At 39.2% G+C, this 17,253-nt stretch carries 17 protein-coding genes; 12 read left to right on the top strand and 5 right to left on the bottom strand.

The window, feature by feature from the left end; all coding sequences use genetic code 11:
- Positions 1-9: 9 nt before the first annotated feature.
- Together IGJ74_RS10680 and IGJ74_RS10675 are read right to left on the bottom strand one after the other, a co-directional pair.
- A complete protein-coding gene (locus IGJ74_RS10680; RefSeq protein WP_061054248.1) occupies positions 10-1,068 on the bottom strand; it encodes a WxL protein peptidoglycan domain-containing protein in 1,059 nt (352 codons plus the stop codon).
- 19 nt (positions 1,069-1,087) lie between these two features.
- Positions 1,088-1,570, bottom strand: a complete 483-nt coding sequence (locus IGJ74_RS10675) for a hypothetical protein (protein ID WP_005235554.1) — start codon at positions 1,568-1,570, stop codon at positions 1,088-1,090.
- 1,031 nt (positions 1,571-2,601) lie between these two features.
- On the opposite strand from IGJ74_RS10675, the gene IGJ74_RS10670 reads away from it, so the two are divergent.
- Entirely contained in the window at positions 2,602-3,069 is a 468-nt protein-coding gene (locus IGJ74_RS10670; RefSeq protein ID WP_005235556.1) for a hypothetical protein, read from the top strand.
- A gap of 471 nt (positions 3,070-3,540) precedes the next feature.
- Positions 3,541-4,860 (top strand): helix-turn-helix domain-containing protein, encoded by a 1,320-nt coding sequence (locus tag IGJ74_RS10665; protein ID WP_225869360.1) that lies wholly within the window; start codon positions 3,541-3,543, stop codon positions 4,858-4,860.
- Positions 4,861-5,022: 162 nt separating this feature from the next.
- Here the strand turns inward: IGJ74_RS10665 and IGJ74_RS10660 are convergent, their stop codons facing one another.
- Together IGJ74_RS10660 and IGJ74_RS10655 are read right to left on the bottom strand one after the other, a co-directional pair.
- Positions 5,023-5,334: a DUF1827 family protein gene (locus tag IGJ74_RS10660; protein ID WP_005225878.1), complete on the bottom strand. Its 312-nt coding sequence runs from the start codon at positions 5,332-5,334 to the stop codon at positions 5,023-5,025.
- A gap of 148 nt (positions 5,335-5,482) precedes the next feature.
- The gene (locus IGJ74_RS10655; protein ID WP_205684908.1) at positions 5,483-7,747 is read right to left on the bottom strand and encodes an ATP-dependent Clp protease ATP-binding subunit; all 2,265 of its coding nucleotides are present in this window, start codon (positions 7,745-7,747) and stop codon (positions 5,483-5,485) included.
- Positions 7,748-8,018: 271 nt separating this feature from the next.
- On the opposite strand from IGJ74_RS10655, the gene IGJ74_RS10650 reads away from it, so the two are divergent.
- The 7 genes from IGJ74_RS10650 (at position 8,019) to IGJ74_RS10620 (ending at position 14,168) form a co-directional block, all read left to right on the top strand.
- The gene (locus tag IGJ74_RS10650) at positions 8,019-8,210 is read left to right on the top strand and encodes a hypothetical protein (RefSeq protein ID WP_005235564.1); all 192 of its coding nucleotides are present in this window, start codon (positions 8,019-8,021) and stop codon (positions 8,208-8,210) included.
- Positions 8,211-8,370: 160 nt separating this feature from the next.
- Positions 8,371-8,637 carry a phosphocarrier protein HPr gene (locus IGJ74_RS10645; RefSeq protein WP_003126335.1) on the top strand — a complete coding sequence of 89 codons (267 nt, stop codon included), beginning with the start codon at positions 8,371-8,373 and terminating at the stop codon, positions 8,635-8,637.
- Complete coding sequence (ptsP, locus tag IGJ74_RS10640) at positions 8,637-10,364, top strand: phosphoenolpyruvate--protein phosphotransferase (RefSeq protein WP_430608407.1); 1,728 nt, start codon at positions 8,637-8,639, stop codon at positions 10,362-10,364. Before IGJ74_RS10645 ends, ptsP begins: the two co-directional genes overlap by 1 nt.
- A 265-nt stretch (positions 10,365-10,629) precedes the next feature.
- Positions 10,630-11,640, top strand: coding sequence for a glycosyltransferase (locus IGJ74_RS10635; RefSeq protein WP_005235568.1), 1,011 nt, complete (start codon positions 10,630-10,632; stop codon positions 11,638-11,640).
- A gap of 31 nt (positions 11,641-11,671) precedes the next feature.
- Positions 11,672-12,904 carry a glycosyltransferase family 4 protein gene (locus IGJ74_RS10630; RefSeq protein WP_218192973.1) on the top strand — a complete coding sequence of 411 codons (1,233 nt, stop codon included), beginning with the start codon at positions 11,672-11,674 and terminating at the stop codon, positions 12,902-12,904.
- Between the two features lie 74 nt (positions 12,905-12,978).
- Complete coding sequence (locus IGJ74_RS10625; protein WP_218192974.1) at positions 12,979-13,854, top strand: NAD(P)-dependent oxidoreductase; 876 nt, start codon at positions 12,979-12,981, stop codon at positions 13,852-13,854.
- Positions 13,855-13,937: 83 nt separating this feature from the next.
- Entirely contained in the window at positions 13,938-14,168 is a 231-nt protein-coding gene (locus IGJ74_RS10620) for a YkuJ family protein (RefSeq protein WP_005225886.1), read from the top strand.
- Between the two features lie 69 nt (positions 14,169-14,237).
- Here the strand turns inward: IGJ74_RS10620 and IGJ74_RS10615 are convergent, their stop codons facing one another.
- The gene (locus IGJ74_RS10615) at positions 14,238-15,179 is read right to left on the bottom strand and encodes an excinuclease ABC subunit UvrC (protein WP_218192975.1); all 942 of its coding nucleotides are present in this window, start codon (positions 15,177-15,179) and stop codon (positions 14,238-14,240) included.
- 320 nt (positions 15,180-15,499) lie between these two features.
- On the opposite strand from IGJ74_RS10615, the gene fabT reads away from it, so the two are divergent.
- The 3 genes from fabT to IGJ74_RS10600 are packed head-to-tail and all read left to right on the top strand — an operon-like array spanning position 15,500 to position 17,189.
- Positions 15,500-15,940, top strand: coding sequence for a fatty acid biosynthesis transcriptional regulator FabT (gene fabT, locus IGJ74_RS10610; protein WP_008378199.1), 441 nt, complete (start codon positions 15,500-15,502; stop codon positions 15,938-15,940).
- Positions 15,941-15,949: 9 nt separating this feature from the next.
- Positions 15,950-16,912, top strand: a complete 963-nt coding sequence (locus IGJ74_RS10605) for a beta-ketoacyl-ACP synthase III (RefSeq protein ID WP_005235580.1) — start codon at positions 15,950-15,952, stop codon at positions 16,910-16,912.
- A 52-nt stretch (positions 16,913-16,964) separates the two neighbouring features.
- Positions 16,965-17,189, top strand: a complete 225-nt coding sequence (locus IGJ74_RS10600; RefSeq protein ID WP_005225890.1) for an acyl carrier protein — start codon at positions 16,965-16,967, stop codon at positions 17,187-17,189.
- Positions 17,190-17,253 lie beyond the last annotated feature (64 nt).

Genomic DNA, 17,253 nt, shown 5'->3' with positions numbered 1-17,253 from the left:
AGAGAGGAACTAGCCCTCTCTTTTTCTTTTTGATTTTAAAATGTAGATGACTGCAGTTGCTAGCGCTGCAATGAGAACAAAGATGATCCAGATAAGGATTTGATTATTTGTCTGAACGTTGGCAGCGTTCGTTGGACGGTTCTCTTTTTTGAAGTTATCCAAGTCCTCTTTCTCATAAGAAAAAGTAGTGGTGATCGCTTTTCTAGTTGTTTCTATTGTTAAACGGTATTCGCCTTCAATAAGCTCACTATCGTCTATTAAAGGAATCTGCATTCTTGATTTGGTTAACGGCGTTAAAAGAACGGAATCTGCTAACTCTCCAGAGGCAATTGTTTCTCCATTTGGGCTTATTAGTTCGTAGAGCGCATTGTTTAAGTTGCCTAAAATAGGATTATAGTTGAGGGCATAAAATTGTAGGTTTATCGTGTCCTGAAGAGCAACAAATGAGAAATCTTGATAAATAATATCTTGAATATCCTCATATTTGCTAAAAATTAAGTTGATAAAAATGATAGACTCGTAGGCAGACGCAATACTAATAGAATCTTCAGCTGTTTGAACACCTAATATTTGCTTAAAATTAATTCCACCCATTACAGTACCTTCAAGCTCTATGTCGTCTGGAACATTTATGGTAATGCTGACACCAACAGATTCATTAGGAGCAATTTCTATTTGATTCTCTTCGTCTATAGCTTCTGAAGCGATAGTAACATAATTTGAAAAGTCGTATTTATCATCGAGAAGGTTCTCTGTATTCGAAGTGTACAAAATAGAGGATTCTCTTGAAATAGCAGTTGAAGCAAAGGGAGTGACCACTATTGATGAATCACCAGCTCCGATGTTTTCCAATTTAATGTCAAATGTATACTTTTTATCAACATCAGAAGGAAGAGTAATAGTATTTCTTGATGTCTCATATTCGGTATCGCTAAGCGATAGTTTTAAAGTATTCGTTGTCTCATTCGCTGTTGCAATACTTATATTTATATTTGCGATTATTGTCAATATGAGGAAGAACACAGAAACTCTTAGAAAGGAGTCTCTGTGTTTTGATATTTTATCCATATGTTATCCTTTTTAAGAATTAAAGGTCTTGGCCATTGTCTAAGTCAGTAGTATCTGATGCAGTAACTGTGATAGTGGGTGTGCCATCTAGCAAAGCAGTTTGACGATTGAATGTGAAAGTTGTATCTACGCTGGTAGCTACTGATTGGGAAATAGCTTCTGCTTCAACGGCAACATCACCATTTTCGGTGATAACGATTCCTTCAGAATCAGAAGAAACTGTAATTGTAACTTTATTAACTGAACGAGTTAAGTTTGTTAATGTTCCGCCAACGTTTTCAATAGTTCCTGTCATTGTTCCGTTGACAAATAATGCTGGACTTATTTCGAACGTTTCGTTTAAATTCATATCATTAAATGCAAAACTAGATGTTCCTTCTGTTATAGTAACAGCAAATGGAACAGAGGGAACCTCTGGCATAGCAACATCTGCTGACGCAGTGATTCCTCCTACTAGTAGTAAAGATGTTGCCAATGTAGTACCCAAAATAACTTTTTTCATAATAAAACCTCACTTTAATTTTTGCAGATGATTTACTGCTTAAATAAAGTATACAATGATGATGTATTAAGTTATTATCCGTTTTTGCGCTATTTTTAATGAAAAAGTAGAAAGTATTTTATTAATCTGATTTTTTATAAAATAATTTAATCAAATTTTCTAGTAGTCAAGTGATGTTGATTATCAAGTCCACATATTTTTCTCTGTAGCAATTGTCCGTGCGGTAATGATTTATATGAAAATAATTTTGTTGCAATGTTACAATTTGGCTAATATTTTAAGTCAAGATCTTCTCAGAGTTGAAAGAATTGTCGTTCCAACTAGGATTCGACCTAGCAAAGTAATTATATTGTTATTCGTAGTCTCTGAGAATTTGCTCTGAATCAGTCGCTGTAAGGGGAATCAGTTCTGAAGATTCATATCTGTTATTTCTTTCGTGAACATCTGCAATTCAGTAGAATACAATCTTCTATCATTTTTAAGATACTATTTATAGAAGTAGTTTTACGAGTATGAACTATTGCATAGGTGGGGATTGAACGTATTGTTCTATTTATGCATTTCTATTGAATGGGCAATCAAAGTCATAGATTTGAAAATTATCAATTAATGTTTTTATTCAATTTGTAATCTGTACCTATAAATCTTCTACCTTAACGGGACAGAGATATTAAAGGTTGCTTCAAGCTTAAAATTATAAATCCGTACTTGTTTCATTTTAAAAATATCTCAAAAAAATTAGCTGTTTAGAATTACTATCTCATTAATACTAGATTTTAGTAGGATTCATAATATTAGGAGAATATACAATACGACTCTTTGAAGAAACCTTAGAGTTTTTTTGTCTCTTTTATTTTTATGAAGTTGCTACTCGTTTCTAATTAACAGGTCTTTTAGTCAATAGAAAGAAAAATGCGGAACAATGATTATTTTATTTGTAGTTTTTTTGAAAAAAAGACGATAAAAATCGGCTGGTTCTTACTATATCCTTAATAGCAGAGGATCAAAGTTCTTTTAAGGAGTGAATCAAAATGCTGCAAACCAGAATAAATTTCAGTCGACAAAAGAATGCTACTATGTTGACTGTGCGCTTTTTCAGCAACAAGACGAATACGATTTTAGAGAGAAATTTAATTGTGGATCAAGAAGATGATCGCCAATCGGTTCTTGACTACTTAGCACAATCACTAGGGGAAATCAACATCTTGCAATACTCTTCGAAAAACGTTTTGTGTATCGCTGAACGTTCAAGGTTAGAAAAAGCAGGCGGCACTCATCGATTGGAACATTTTTGGGGAGATGTGATCAGCTATATCGTTGAGTGCGTGGATAAATCTGGTGTTCATTATGATTTGCATGTCATTGGCAATGTTGATTCGGATGATGAAGAAATCATGCGGTCAATCAATCAAATGAGTGATGAATTGTCGATCATCAACATTTATGAATACAAAGATTGCTGGCTAAAAAGAGAAGATATTTTATTACAAGCTCTTTGAAATGAACTTGATTCCTCAAAGAAGTTTGTCCAGCTAGAAAATGATTTTACTCTCCAAGTCACTTACCAATCAATGAAAGAATACGAATTTTTTCTAAGTTTATGGAAACAGCTAATTCACAGGTTCTTTTTCAGGGTTTCCAACACTTTTTGTTACAAAAAATAAGAATCGTTTCACAAGTTTTTCTCACCCGTACTGTTTTAAAGAAGAGGGGATTTTTCTGAAGTTTTTATTAAAATTGTCCGTTTAATGAAAAAAGAGCTTAAATTTAAGTTTATTTTACTATAATTGGATACTGGGATACTTTTTAAATAAGGCGGGTAAAAAATTTTGGAGTATATAGAAAAATTGTATAGGTTTTATTTAACCAAAAAACAGGTAGATAAATTAACTGTTGTTAGAAATATCATTTTGGAGAAGCAGCTGTCTCTCGATAAAATATGTGAAACGACAAACAAATCTTTGTATCAGGTGAAAATATTGATCAATGAAATCGCCGAAGATATGAGAGAGTTTACGACTTTTGACGAGTCAATTTTTTTGCTGAAAAAGAGAACTGTTTATTTGTCACGAGAATTAAATGAAGAACAAAGCCTGCATATTTTTGTGAATCTAAAGAAAAAATATTTCTTAGAATCTCCTTATTATCGTCTATTATCCTATTTGTTAAGAAAAAGAAAGACCCGTATGGTGGACATCTCGGAAGAATTGATTTTTAGTATTTCTTATTGTTATAAATTGATCAGCTATCTGAAAAAAATGCTGGTTATCCAAAATGTCCCGATTACTATCAATAACAATACAGATTCCATTGATCTGACAGGGGCAGAGCCTTGTGTGCGGATGTACCACTATTTAGTTGAGATCATGGCTTGTAATGTTTACATCAATCAGCGCACCCGTGCAAGCGTTGAATTAGCTGCGAAAGAATATGAGCCGTTGAAAACTACAAAAGTGAAGCACGACATTATGTTTTCAATAATTGAAAATGCGGTGTTGAGGGGCTATATCGTCAATGAATTAGACGAAGCTTCCATCGCTATTTATGAGCAAATCAAGCAACTCAATGGGGAAAAACAAGTGATCAAGCTGCTGCCGATCAGAAGTCAGCAAGATATCGAGAAAGAACAGATTTTTTATCATTTCTGGGTTTTTCTCTTCATACCTGAAACGATCTCGGATCAAGAGAAACTTCTTTTAGGAAAACAGCTGCGAAACCTCTCGGGGAATCCATTGGTCGAATTTTCTGCCGATGTTGTGTCTGTCTTGTCGCAAAAGTATGATCTTTCCAAAGCGATCGAAGCGTTTCTTACCTATGAATTAGTGATGAATACATGGGGCTGTCTTCATCTCTTTTTGGATAGTTTTGTGTCTACTGAAGATTTGTCCTCTACGAACGAACGCGTATTAGAGGTGGAGGAGCTGCTTGCGACCGTCTTGCAGCGCCATTCGTTTGTAATAGAAAAAGAAGCCCTTTTCTTAAGGAAAATCGCTCAGATTACAGCATCTTATTTACCTATCCAAAAAGAGGAACCGATTCGCATTGGTATTTCTCTTTTGAACCACCCAGAATATATTCCGGTCATTAAGAACAAACTATTGAAAATTTACAATGAAAATGTGATTCACTTTAGTTCGAACTTAGGAGACTCAGACATACTGGTTTCTGATGGCGTGCTGATCCATAATGAGTCACAGAAATTTACATTTTTTGGCAATGTTCATAGTACCAAGGATTGGCACAATCTACATGTGATGATCCAGTCGATGATTTCTAATAAATATACTTAAAAAAGAGAGCGTAACGCTCTCTTTTTTTGCTTGACTATCAGGTAGCGTTGGTCGAAGTACTAGGCGAAAGAAGGAGGAGAGAAGACAAAAAAAGATATCTATAAAAGAGGGCTGCGACAGTCACCTTTTATAGATATTTTTTAAACACGTGATTAGGCAAAGCTAACGTGAGGAAGACAACGTTTTTTTGATGGAGATTTCTACCACTTCGGGCATTTGGATCACAGAGATCGTAGCAGGATCATAGGAGCCATCAGGTAATTTTTTCAAGAAGTAATTTTTGATTTCTTCTACTTCCGTCGGGCGAATATTCCGTTTTTTATTGATCAGCAAAATTTCATTGTGGTTCGGCGCTGAGGTAAAGATCACGGTCGTGTCTCCGGCAGTGTAAACCTTTACAAGTTCTGCGTCGGTATTTTCAAGTTGATTCAATACTAGTCGAGAATGGCTGTTTGTAACGTTGATTAATTTCACCAGACTCACCTCACATTCTATGTATTTATTAATAACATTATAGGTCGTTTTTTTTTAAAAGAAAAGCCAGACAACTCGGAATTACCCAATTTTTTGGCAAAACATGGTTGTCTGGCAAAACGAACGGATTGGTCACCGTTTTGACACGTTATTGCTCATCTGTTTCCGATGGTTTTTCCTCTTCAGCAGAAGGTGTTTCTTGAGGAAGTGCAGAGGATTCGGCTGAAGTTACAACGATTTTATCGGAATCCTCCAATTGTGCTTTTAATTGACAGACTTGAGGATGCTCAAGATAAAATTCTGCAATGCCGTCTTCGATTTGATCTTGGATGGTTCTACGCAATGGGCGAGCCCCCATCGTTGCACTGTAACCAAGATCCACCAATTTTTCTTGCACGTCTTGTGGAACGTCGATATGCAGTTTTTGTTGGCTAAGGGTTTGATTGACTTCATGCAGCATGAGAGACACGATCGATAACAAGTTTTCCTTGCTTAAAGCTTTAAATTCGATGATGCCGTCAAAGCGGTTGAGAAACTCTGGTGTAAAGTAATTATTCAATTGATTCAAAACGGAACGAGTGATACCTTCACGCGCCGCACCGAAGCCAACGTTAGCTTCAACTTTGCCGGTTCCGGCATTACTTGTCATGATGATCAAGGTGTCCTTAAAGCTGACGGTACGTCCTTGAGCATCGGTCAAGCGACCATCATCGAGAATTTGCAAGAACATATGCAATACATCAGGATGGGCTTTTTCTACTTCATCTAATAGAATCAAGCTGTAAGGATTCCGACGAACTTTTTCAGTCAATTGACCTGCTTCTTCATAGCCAACATAGCCTGGAGGAGAACCAATCAATTTGGATACACTGTGTTTCTCCATGTATTCTGACATGTCGAAACGAATCATTGATTCTTCAGAACCAAACATTTCATAAGCTAATTGTTTTGCTAATTCGGTTTTCCCGACACCGGTTGGACCGACGAATAGGAAAGAGCCGATCGGACGGTTTTGTTTGCCTAAACCGACCCGATTTCTGCGGATCGCTTTTGCAACTTTGTCGATTGCTTCGTCTTGACCAATAACTTTAGCTTTCAAGTCATCCGCAAGATTCCTCAACTGGGTTTGTTCTTTTTCTTTTAATTCCCCAACAGGGATATTTGTCCGTTCTTCAACGATTTGTTCCATGTCTTTTTCGGTGATGACAGGCGTTTCTTCTTCGCTGATTTGACGTTCTTTCATTTTTTGAAGCTTGTTGATTTGATCGCGATAGTAAGCAGCTTTTTCAAAATCTTCTTCTCGAGAGGCAGCTTGTTTTTGTTCTTCCGCTTCTTGTAATTTCTTTTCGATCGTTTTTGGATCAACGATTTGGATCGTCAAGTTTTTCTTCGAACCTGTTTCATCTAGCAGATCGATCGCTTTATCAGGCAAGAATCGATCTTGAATGTAACGGTTAGAAAGGGTAGCGGCAGCTGCGATCGCTTCATCCGTATATTTCACATGATGGTAATCTTCATAACGCGGTTGTAGGCCTTTTAAAATACGAATGGTTTCTTCCACAGAAGGTTCATCCACACGTACTGGTTGCAAACGCCGTTCTAAAGCGGCGTCTTTTTCGATAATGCGGTATTCATTTAACGTCGTTGCTCCGACCATTTGTAGTTCTCCACGGGCAAGAGCTGGTTTTAAGATGTTTCCAGCATCCATATTTCCGTCGCCGGCTGCACCAGCGCCAACGATTTCATGGACTTCATCGATAAACAAGATCACATTTTCCGCTTGCTTGATTTCTTCGATCAATTTTTGGATGCGTTCTTCAAATTGGCCACGAATACCTGTGCCTTGAACAAGCGACGCAACGTCCAAACGAATAACTTCTTTTTCCATCAATTTTTGTGGCACATCACCATCAACGATTTTTTGGGCTAACCCTTCAACAACGGCAGTTTTCCCAACCCCAGGTTCACCAATCAATACAGGATTATTCTTGGTTCGGCGATTAAGGATCTCGATCACGCGTTTGATTTCTGAATCACGACCGACCACTGGATCGACTTCACCATCACGAGCCATTTGAGTGATATTGATGCCATATTCTCCCAGCAGACCCGCAGGCGCTTGGTTATTGCGTGGTGGTTGCCCGCCAACAAAACCGTTACCGCCAGTTTGTGTCGGTGGGGTTTGTTCATAAGGGGGATTTCCTTGCTGCATTTGACGAGACATTTGACGGAATAAATCATCAAGATTGCCAAATCCAAAAGGATCTTGCGCCATTGCAGCTGCAGCATTCCCAGATTGTGCTTTTATTTTTTGGTAACAACTTTGACAATAATCGAGTTGTTTTCTTTGACCATTGACATTGGCATATAAATGAATTGAAGCTTCATTTTTGCCGCAATTTTGACAAAGCATAGATTCACGACCTTTCATATTTGTTCCAACAACCCTATTTTACGGCGCATTTGATTGCTTGTAAAAGAAAAGGGGCTGTGGGCAAAGTAACGGTCACCTTCAAGGTAATGTGTTATTGACCTTTACTGACCATAATTCTATTATACTAACTTTTTGTCAGACTGCAAGAATTTTACCTTTAAAAATTTTCCCTTCGATTTCACTTATAGAAGCGGTCTTTTAAATAAAAAGTAATTCCTATATAATAGAAAGAAAGAGGTGAGAATAGACGTTGGAGAACAGAGATTTTGCTGCAGAAGTAGTACGTTTACGTAATGGAGAGATCCAAGAATTGATTGTCCAACAGCCGGAATTTCTGGCGTTTAGAGATGTCTGGCTCCAGTTGGAAGACCGGTCTTCTTTTGTCGGAGAAGCGGGGTTAAATGGGAAGATCATCTACCGTTACGTGCAAGAAAATAAATAGGACATTTATTTCAATCGTTTATTTAAGAGAAAACGGTTGTCTATCGAGGAAAAAAATGGTAATCTTAACAGTTGAAAGGGCGATTTTTTTCGGGTATCATTGCATGCATGGAAATTTTGCCTTCACACAAAAAAACGTATCATAAAGGAGATTGATCAATATGGAAAAGAAAGATTTTCACGTAGTTGCTGAGACAGGGATTCACGCACGTCCAGCTACATTATTGGTTCAAACAGCAAGCAAATTCAACTCTGATATCAACTTAGAGTACAAAGGTAAATCAGTAAACCTTAAATCAATCATGGGCGTAATGTCATTAGGTGTTGGCCAAGGTTCTGATGTAACTATCACTGCTGAAGGTGCTGACGAAGCAGATGCAATCGCTGCAATCGTAGAAACAATGAAAAAAGAAGGTTTGTCTGAATAATGGTTGAGATGCTAAAAGGAATTGCTGCTAGTGATGGTGTAGCCGTTGCGAAAGCCTACCTGTTAGTACAACCTGATTTATCTTTTTCAAAAGTATCAGTTGAAGATACTGCAGCAGAGGAAGCACGCTTAGATGATGCGTTAGCGAAGTCAACAGCGGAATTACAACAAATCCGCGACAAAGCAGCGCAAACTTTAGGTGAAGCAGAAGCACAAGTATTTGATGCTCATTTAATGGTTCTTTCAGATCCTGAGATGATCGGTCAAATCAAACAAAACGTGACAGATAACAAAGTCAATGCAGAAGCTGCATTGAAAGAAGTTACTGACATGTATATTGGTATGTTTGAAGCAATGGATGACAATGCTTACATGCAAGAACGGGCAGCTGACATCAAAGATGTTGCTAAACGTATCTTGGCGCATTTGTTGAATGTGACTTTGCCTAATCCTTCAATGATCAACGAAGAAGTAGTCGTTGTTGCGCATGACTTGACACCAAGTGATACCGCAAAATTAGACCGCAACTTTGTTAAAGCTTTTGTAACAGATATCGGTGGACGTACTTCTCATTCCGCAATCATGGCACGTTCTCTTGAAATCCCAGCAATCGTTGGAACGATGGAGATCACTGCAAAAGTGAAAGCGGGCGACATCTTAGCTGTTAACGGCATTATCGGTGACGTTATCGTCAACCCGACAGATGACCAAGCGGCTGAATTTGTTGAAGCTGGGAAAGCCTACGCAGATCAAAAAGCAGAGTGGGAAAAATTAAAAGATGCTGAAACAGTTACGGCTGATGGTAAGCACTTTGAATTAGCTGCGATCATTGGTACACCAAAAGATTTAGAAGGTGTCCACAACAATGGTGCAGAAGCAGTCGGTTTATACCGTACTGAATTCTTGTACATGGATTCTCCTGATTTCCCAACAGAAGAAGACCAATATAAAGCGTATAAAGCAGTTCTAGAAGGAATGGCTGGAAAACCAGTGGTTGTCCGCACAATGGATATCGGTGGCGATAAAGAACTTCCTTACTTAAAATTGCCTCATGAAATGAATCCTTTCTTAGGCTATCGTGCATTGCGTATCAGCTTGTCTGAACTTGGGGACGACATGTTCCGTACCCAACTTCGTGCGTTGTTACGTGCTTCTGCTCATGGTAACTTACGTATTATGTTCCCAATGGTGGCAACATTGAAAGAGTTCCGTACAGCGAAGAAAATGTATGAAGAAGAGCGTCAAAAATTGATTGACGAAGGCGTTGAGATTTCTAACGAGATCCAAGTCGGAATCATGATCGAAATTCCAGCAGCAGCTGTCTTAGCAGACAAGTTTGCGAAGGAAGTTGACTTCTTCAGTATTGGTACCAATGACTTGATCCAATACACAATGGCTGCAGACCGCATGAATGAACGCGTGTCTTACTTGTACCAACCATACAACCCATCCATCTTACGCTTGATCAAAAACGTGATCGATTCAGCGCATGCTGAAGGCAAATGGGCTGGTATGTGTGGAGAAATGGCCGGCGATCAAACTGCTGTGCCACTTCTTGTAGGTATGGGCTTAGATGAGTTCTCAATGAGTGCAACATCTGTTCTGAAAACACGTAGCTTAATGAAACGTTTGTCAACCACTGACATGCAAGAATTAGCAAAACGTGCTTTAGAAGATTGCGATACAATGGAAGAAGTTGTAGAGTTAATCGAACAGTATGTAAAATAATCATTTCTAGGCAACAAGCAATTTTTGCTTGTTGCCTTTTTTTGTTTTAAGAAGACATTTTGTTTGATTTGACTTGCAACAACTTACTACTTTTTTCAGAAAACGAACAGTTTTGTCATATCTTGGAATTAAGCTATGATTCCCTGAGCTTTTCCCGTATCATGGTTAAATGGGGAACAAAATCTAGGACCATGGTAGGAGTATCTCTGCGATCGCCTATGGTATACTAATATCAGATATAAGCATTTCCAAGGAGGAATCATCTTTGAAAGTACTTCTTTATTTTGAAGGAGAAAAATTATTAGCTAAATCAGGTATCGGTCGCGCATTGGCCCATCAGCAACGAGCGCTGACATCTGTCGGGATTCCTTTTACTCTTGATAAAAATGATGAGGATTATGACATTCTTCACATCAACACGTATGGAATCAATAGTATGCATATGGTCAATAAAGCCAAAAGACAAGGAAAAAAAGTGATTTACCATGCCCATTCTACAGAAGAGGATTTTCGGAATTCATTTATCGGTTCAAATCAGCTTTCGCCATTATATAAAAAATATTTGATCAATCTTTATTCCAGAGCCGATCAATTGATCACCCCGACCCCTTATTCGAAAGAACTTTTGGAAGGGTATGGTATCCAAGTGCCGATCGAAGCGATCTCAAACGGGATCGATCTTGACAAATATCAGCCGGATCATGAGAAAGAAAAAGCCTTTCGTGAGTATTTTCAGCTTTTACCTGATCAAAAAGTCATTATATCGGTCGGTTTGTTTTTTGAACGAAAAGGCATTCTTGATTTTGTAGAGATAGCTAGACAATTGCCTGAATATACGTTTATCTGGTTTGGTCATACACCAATGATGACGATTCCTAAGCAGATCCGCGACCTTGTCAATGAAGACCATCCAGAAAATGTGCTGTTTCCCGGCTATATCAAAGGAGACATCATCGAAGGGGCATATTCAGCGGCTGATCTGTTCTTCTTTCCTTCCTATGAAGAAACAGAAGGGATCGTGGTCCTTGAGGCGTTAGCCAGCCACCAAAATGTGCTTGTTCGAGATATTCCAGTATATAAAGGGTGGCTAAGCAATGGGCACAATGCATACATGGAGAAAACCAATCAAGGGTTTATCGAGAAAATCAAAGGAATCGTAGATGGCACGTTGCCACAGTTAAGTGAAGCGGGTTATGAAACGGCCAAGCAAAAGAGTATTGATGAAATCGGATATGAGCTAAAAGAAGTTTATACAAAAGTGATGAATACGGAATAAAGAAACTAATGTAAAGTTTGGAGGTACCGTTTTGAAAATCGGATTTTTTACAGACACCTACTTCCCCCAGGTAAGTGGTGTGGCGACATCGATCAAGACATTGAAAGAAGAGCTTGAGAAAAAAGGCCATAAAGTGTATATCTTTACTACGACCGATCCCAATGCTGATCTGGACGAAGAAGATATCATTCGCATGCCAAGTGTCCCGTTTGTGTCCTTCAAAGATCGGCGAATCGTAGTGCGCGGCATGTTGTATGCCTATTTGATCGCCAAAGAGTTAGAGTTGGAATTGATCCATACCCATACCGAGTTTGGCTCTGGGATGTTAGGGAAAATGGTGGGGCGCAAATTGCAAATTCCTGTGATCCATACCTACCATACGATGTATGAAGACTACTTGCACTACATCGCCAATGGGAAGGTCTTACGGCCGTCTCACGTGAAATATCTTTCACGGCTATTTGCCAACCACTCGACAGGTGTTGTTTGTCCAAGTGAACGAGTCATCGATACGCTGAGGGGGTATGGTGTGGTTTCACCGATGCGGATTATCCCCACAGGGATCGAAGTCGAGAAGTTTCGTCGACCGGACATTACATCTGAAATGAAAAAAGAATTGCGGGAGAAATTAGGCATCACTGAGGATCAACCCATGCTGCTTTCCCTCAGTCGTATTTCTTATGAAAAGAATATCCAAGCAATCATCGATGGGATGCCGGAAATTCTAACCAAGATTCCTGATGCGCAATTAGTGATCGTTGGGAAAGGGCCGCATAAAGAAAAATTAGAAGAAAAAGTGGTGGATATGGCGCTAACTGACCATGTTCAATTTGTCGGCGAAGTGGCGAATGATAAAGTGGCGATCTATTACCACGCTGCCGATTACTTCGTCAGTGCCTCCACTTCAGAAACACAAGGACTGACATACACGGAAGCAATGGCTGCTGGGACCCCATTAGTCGTTGAAGGCAATGATTACTTAAACACCTTGATCGATGATCCATCGTTAGGCGTCACCTATGAGAGTGATCGGGATTTCGCAAAAGCATTTATTGATTATTATGAACAAAAGATTCCTGCTGATCCCGAAGTTCTTGCTAGAAAAATGTACGAGATCTCGGCATTGCGCTTCGGTGAGTCGATGCTATCTTTCTACCATGACATGGTCGCTTATTATGAAACAGAACGCATCGAAAAAGAAACCGAGCAGACGCTAGAAAAATTCAAAGTAAAATTAAAGGCCTTTCGCCGAACGATCGATTAAACAGAAAATTTTCGCAAGTTCATGTTTTTAGCGTATACTAAAGACATGAACTTTTTTATTTTGGAGGGATCTGCATGAAATTAGGATTTATCGGTACTGGTGTCATGGGTCAAGCGATGGTTGGTCATCTCTTAGCTGCAGGACATACAGTGAATGTTTACAATCGGACGAAAGCAAAAACAGATGAACTCGTTGCGAATGGAGCAATTTGGTTTGACACCCCAACAGAAGTTGCATCAGAAAGTGAAATCATCTTTACAATGGTTGGGTATCCATCCGACGTTGAAGAAGTTTACTATGGGCCTCAAGGGATTTTTCAAACGGCTGTGACGGGCAAAACATTGGTGGATTTTACCACCAGTACACCTGATTTGGCAGAACGAATCTATCAGACAGCGAAGGAAAAAGGTGCTGCGAGTATCGATGCGCCAGTTTCTGGTGGTGACCTTGGTGCCAAAAATGCCACGCTAACGATTATGGTTGGTGGCGATGAAGAAGCTTACCAACAAGTAAAACCACTTTTTGAAGTATTAGGAAAGACGTTTCAACTTCAAGGAGGGGCAGGAAAGGGTCAGCATACGAAAATGGCCAATCAGATCATGATTGCCGGAACCATGACGGGGATGACAGAAATGCTGGTCTATGCGAACCAAGCCGGTCTTGATTTACCACGAGTGATTGACACGCTTTCTGGCGGTGGGGCAGCCAATTGGTCCATGACGAATTACAGTCCTCGTATCCTAAAAGAGGATTATTCACCAGGCTTTTTTGTCAAACATTTCATCAAAGATTTGGGGATCGCTTTGGATGAGGCTAAGAAGATGGGATTGGATTTGCCGAGCACCACTTTAGCTAAAAAATTGTATGATCAGTTGGCTGAAAAAGGCTATGAAAATGACGGAACGCAGGCGCTGATTAAACTTTGGTGGCAAGATGGAAAAAAATCTTAAAATGACAAAAAAAATACGAAAAATCAATGCAAGATAGAGGATGTTTTGATACAATATAACGGACAGAAAAAGGAGGCTTACGAATGAAAAGTTCGCAATTAGTCGCTATCATCAAACGTTTAGAAGCGATGGTCGAAGCGCAAGACAATGAAGTTCAAGTACGTCGTTTTGAAAAAGAAGGCGTCGAAAAATGTACCGTTACTTATGACAATTCGACAGAAACGTTTGAATTAACGGAAGCAGAATCAAGTCAATCTTATCAATTTGATAATGTTGATATTGTAGCCATGGAAATCTATGATTTGATCCAATAAGAATGAGTGGGACGTTTTGATGTCTTTGACTCATATCTATACAGCAAGCCTACTTGGGCTTGCTGTTTTTTATTTATCTGCTGCTTTTTCTTGGCGGTACAGGTGATTAAGGATGATCCCTAATGGATCGAGATCTTCCGGGGCTAAAGGCAGCGCAGCGCTTGATGGCGGAAGTGGCTGGAATGTTTCTTCGGGAGAAAGAATGTTTGTTTGGATCAACTTACCAAAGCTGACTTGATAGTATTTGAGTTGAGTCGTCTGTGATACCGGCTCCTCTAAGTCAAGGGGAATCGAAAAAATCACTTCCGGTTCTTGAATGAACTGATTGACCCTCACGATTTCTTGGTAAAAGCTTTCTGCTAAATGGATCTCTCGCTGCAGTACACTAGCTTGTTCAAACAATAAGTGATCAATCAGGTATGCCAAGCGTTTTTTAAGGAGTGAAAAACAGTCGGTCTTCTTTCCTGCAAAAAAACAGCCGATCTCTCGCCACTTCTCTTCCAAGGGATACGCCTCCATTTGAGGGAGTTGTTTACGTAAGGTTAATAGCGTCAGTTCGTTGACAGTCGGCAATTGAAACGTGTCTGACAATAATTGAAACAACACAGGCAATTTTTTTGTTTGCCGAAAGGGGCCATAACTGCCAATTTGTGGTGTTTGAGTGATCGTGAAGCTATGATTCGTCAAATCAACAAAGCAATAGTTCGCTGAATGGTTCATTTGGCGGTTGTAGATAGGATGAAAAGCTTGGATCAAACGACATTCTAGTAATAGTGCATCCAATTCGGTATCTGTTTCGATGGTTTCAAAATCAACGACATTATAAACAAGTCGAAGTACCTTATTGGCATGCTGCTGGTTTTTTCGGAAGTAGGAAACGACACGCTGCTTCAATGATTTGGCTTTTCCCACATACAAGACTTCGTTGTGTTGATCTTTCATTAGATAAACGCCAGGCCTTTCAGGCAGTGCATTTGCTTTGTTTTTTAGAAACTCTTTGTTCGGATTCATCGATCTTTCCTCTCCTTCCTTCAAAGAGTAGCAGATGAAGCTTAAGAGAGCAACGTTTGCTGGCCATTGACAAGAAAAAATTAGAAATAGAGTGGAAGCAACGCAATGATAAACTTTGACATTCAAAGGAAATTTCTCTATAACGGAAACGGATTATTTTGTCAACTCGCAGCTTTTAAAATCTTAGAAAATCAATTCTTAAATAAAAATGCGCTTAAAAATAAAAAAAGTTCGAAAAAATTCTTGCATTTCTCAATAACTTCCGATATAGTTTGACTATCAAATGATTTGATTATCAAAGTATTCGGATGGTGAAGGTTATGGAACCCAATTTAGAAACAGTTAATGACTACTTAGTCAGCGTCTTTAATGACATCTTAGTGATTGAAGAATCTGAATTGAAAAAATCTCAATTCAAAGACCTTTCAATTACCGAAATGCATACCATCGAAGCCATCGGGATGTACAAAAAAAAGACCACGACTGAAGTTGCCAAAGAGCTTTCGATCACTGTTGGGACTTTGACCATCGCGATCAATCGTTTGGTGAAAAAAGAATATGTAGAACGGATTCGCAGTGAAGATGATCGGCGAGTCGTCAAACTAGGTTTGACGAAAAAAGGAAAACTCCTTTATCGTGTTCATCAGCATTTTCATCGTGAGATGGTGAAGGGTGTCTTGAGTCAGATGTCTCCTGAAGAGGAACAGGCACTGTTGAAAGCACTGAAAAATCTGCATGACTTTTTACAAGATTATAAGTGAGAATAATGGATGAATATGTTTGGAAAAATTACCGCGACTGCAAGTTATGTTCCAGAAAAAATCGTAACAAATGATGATCTATCAAATTTGATGGATACTTCAGATGAATGGATCCATTCTCGCACGGGAATCAAACGAAGAAGAGTCGCTGTCGGCGAAAACACTTCAGACCTTTGTATTCGCGTCGCTCAAACGCTCTTGCAAGATGCTCAGCTTTCAGCAGAAAGTCTGGATTTTATCTTGGTAGCGACGATCACACCGGATTTCAATACACCGGCGGTTGCTTGCCAAGTCCAAGGGGCGATTGGGGCAGTCAATGCCTTTGCTTTTGATATCAGTGCAGCATGTGCTGGTTTCGTGTATGCATTGTCTATGGCTGAAAAACTGATTCGAACGGGCGCTAAAAAAGGATTGGTCATCGGTGGAGAAGTACTTTCAAAAGTCTTGGATTGGAACGACCGTTCGACGGCTGTTTTATTCGGAGATGGTGCCGGCGGTCTATTGTTGGAAGCATCTTCAGAGCAGCATTTGCTCAAAGAGTCTTTAAAAGCAGATGGGACGCGAGGCATGTCCTTAACATCTGGTTTTCGCACGAATGAGAATCCTTTTTCACAAAACGCTCCGGCGTATAGTGCTTGTATGCAAATGATTGGACGAGAAATCTTTGATTTTGCGACGCGTGATGTGGTCGCCTCGATCAATGATCTGATACAAGATGAAGCAATTGATTATTTTTTGCTTCACCAAGCAAATTCACGCATTTTAGACAAAGTTGCTCGCAAGCTGAAGCAACCCCGTGAGAAATTTTTGCAAAATATGCAAGATTATGGCAATACTTCGGCAGCCTCGATTCCGTTATTGCTAGATGAAGAAATCAAACGAGGTACACTGTCCCTTGGCAGTGGTCAAAAAGTGGTGTTCTCAGGTTTTGGCGGCGGATTGACATGGGGAACTATGTTAGCCACCTTATAACTTGTTCACGAAACAAAATTACTATTGAAAAACACATTGGAGGAATATACACATGGTATTCGAAAAAATTCAAGAAATCGTAGCAGAAGAATTAGGAAAAGAAAAAGAAGAAATCAAATTGAACACGAACATCCAAGAAGATTTAGAAGCAGACAGCTTGGATCTTTTCCAAATCATTAACGAGATCGAAGATGAATTCGATGTGAAGATCGAAACAGAAGATGGTATCACAACCGTTGAAGATCTAGTTAAATATGTAGAAAAACAACAAGCATAAAACAAAGGCTAGGCAGACAGCCTAGCCTTTCCTTTTTAAGAACGTGTTTTTGCTGATTCATAGA

The sequence above is a fragment of the Enterococcus sp. AZ009 genome (genome assembly GCF_050548785.1).
Classification (GTDB): Bacteria; Bacillota; Bacilli; order Lactobacillales; family Enterococcaceae; genus Enterococcus_D; species Enterococcus_D entomosocium.
This window is presented reverse-complemented; position numbering and strand designations above follow the sequence as displayed.

Coding starts and splice junctions, on each gene's coding strand:
- IGJ74_RS10620 (WP_005225886.1), top strand. CDS start 13,938: ATGAAAAGTTCGCAATTAGTCGCTATCATCAAACGTTTAGAAGCGATG.
- IGJ74_RS10625 (WP_218192974.1), top strand. CDS start 12,979: ATGAAATTAGGATTTATCGGTACTGGTGTCATGGGTCAAGCGATGGTT.
- IGJ74_RS10680 (WP_061054248.1), bottom strand. CDS start 1,068: ATGGATAAAATATCAAAACACAGAGACTCCTTTCTAAGAGTTTCTGTG.
- IGJ74_RS10605 (WP_005235580.1), top strand. CDS start 15,950: ATGAATATGTTTGGAAAAATTACCGCGACTGCAAGTTATGTTCCAGAA.
- IGJ74_RS10675 (WP_005235554.1), bottom strand. CDS start 1,570: ATGAAAAAAGTTATTTTGGGTACTACATTGGCAACATCTTTACTACTA.
- IGJ74_RS10655 (WP_205684908.1), bottom strand. CDS start 7,747: ATGCTTTGTCAAAATTGCGGCAAAAATGAAGCTTCAATTCATTTATAT.
- IGJ74_RS10645 (WP_003126335.1), top strand. CDS start 8,371: ATGGAAAAGAAAGATTTTCACGTAGTTGCTGAGACAGGGATTCACGCA.
- IGJ74_RS10615 (WP_218192975.1), bottom strand. CDS start 15,179: ATGAATCCGAACAAAGAGTTTCTAAAAAACAAAGCAAATGCACTGCCT.
- fabT (WP_008378199.1), top strand. CDS start 15,500: ATGGAACCCAATTTAGAAACAGTTAATGACTACTTAGTCAGCGTCTTT.
- ptsP (WP_430608407.1), top strand. CDS start 8,637: ATGGTTGAGATGCTAAAAGGAATTGCTGCTAGTGATGGTGTAGCCGTT.
- IGJ74_RS10600 (WP_005225890.1), top strand. CDS start 16,965: ATGGTATTCGAAAAAATTCAAGAAATCGTAGCAGAAGAATTAGGAAAA.
- IGJ74_RS10670 (WP_005235556.1), top strand. CDS start 2,602: ATGCTGCAAACCAGAATAAATTTCAGTCGACAAAAGAATGCTACTATG.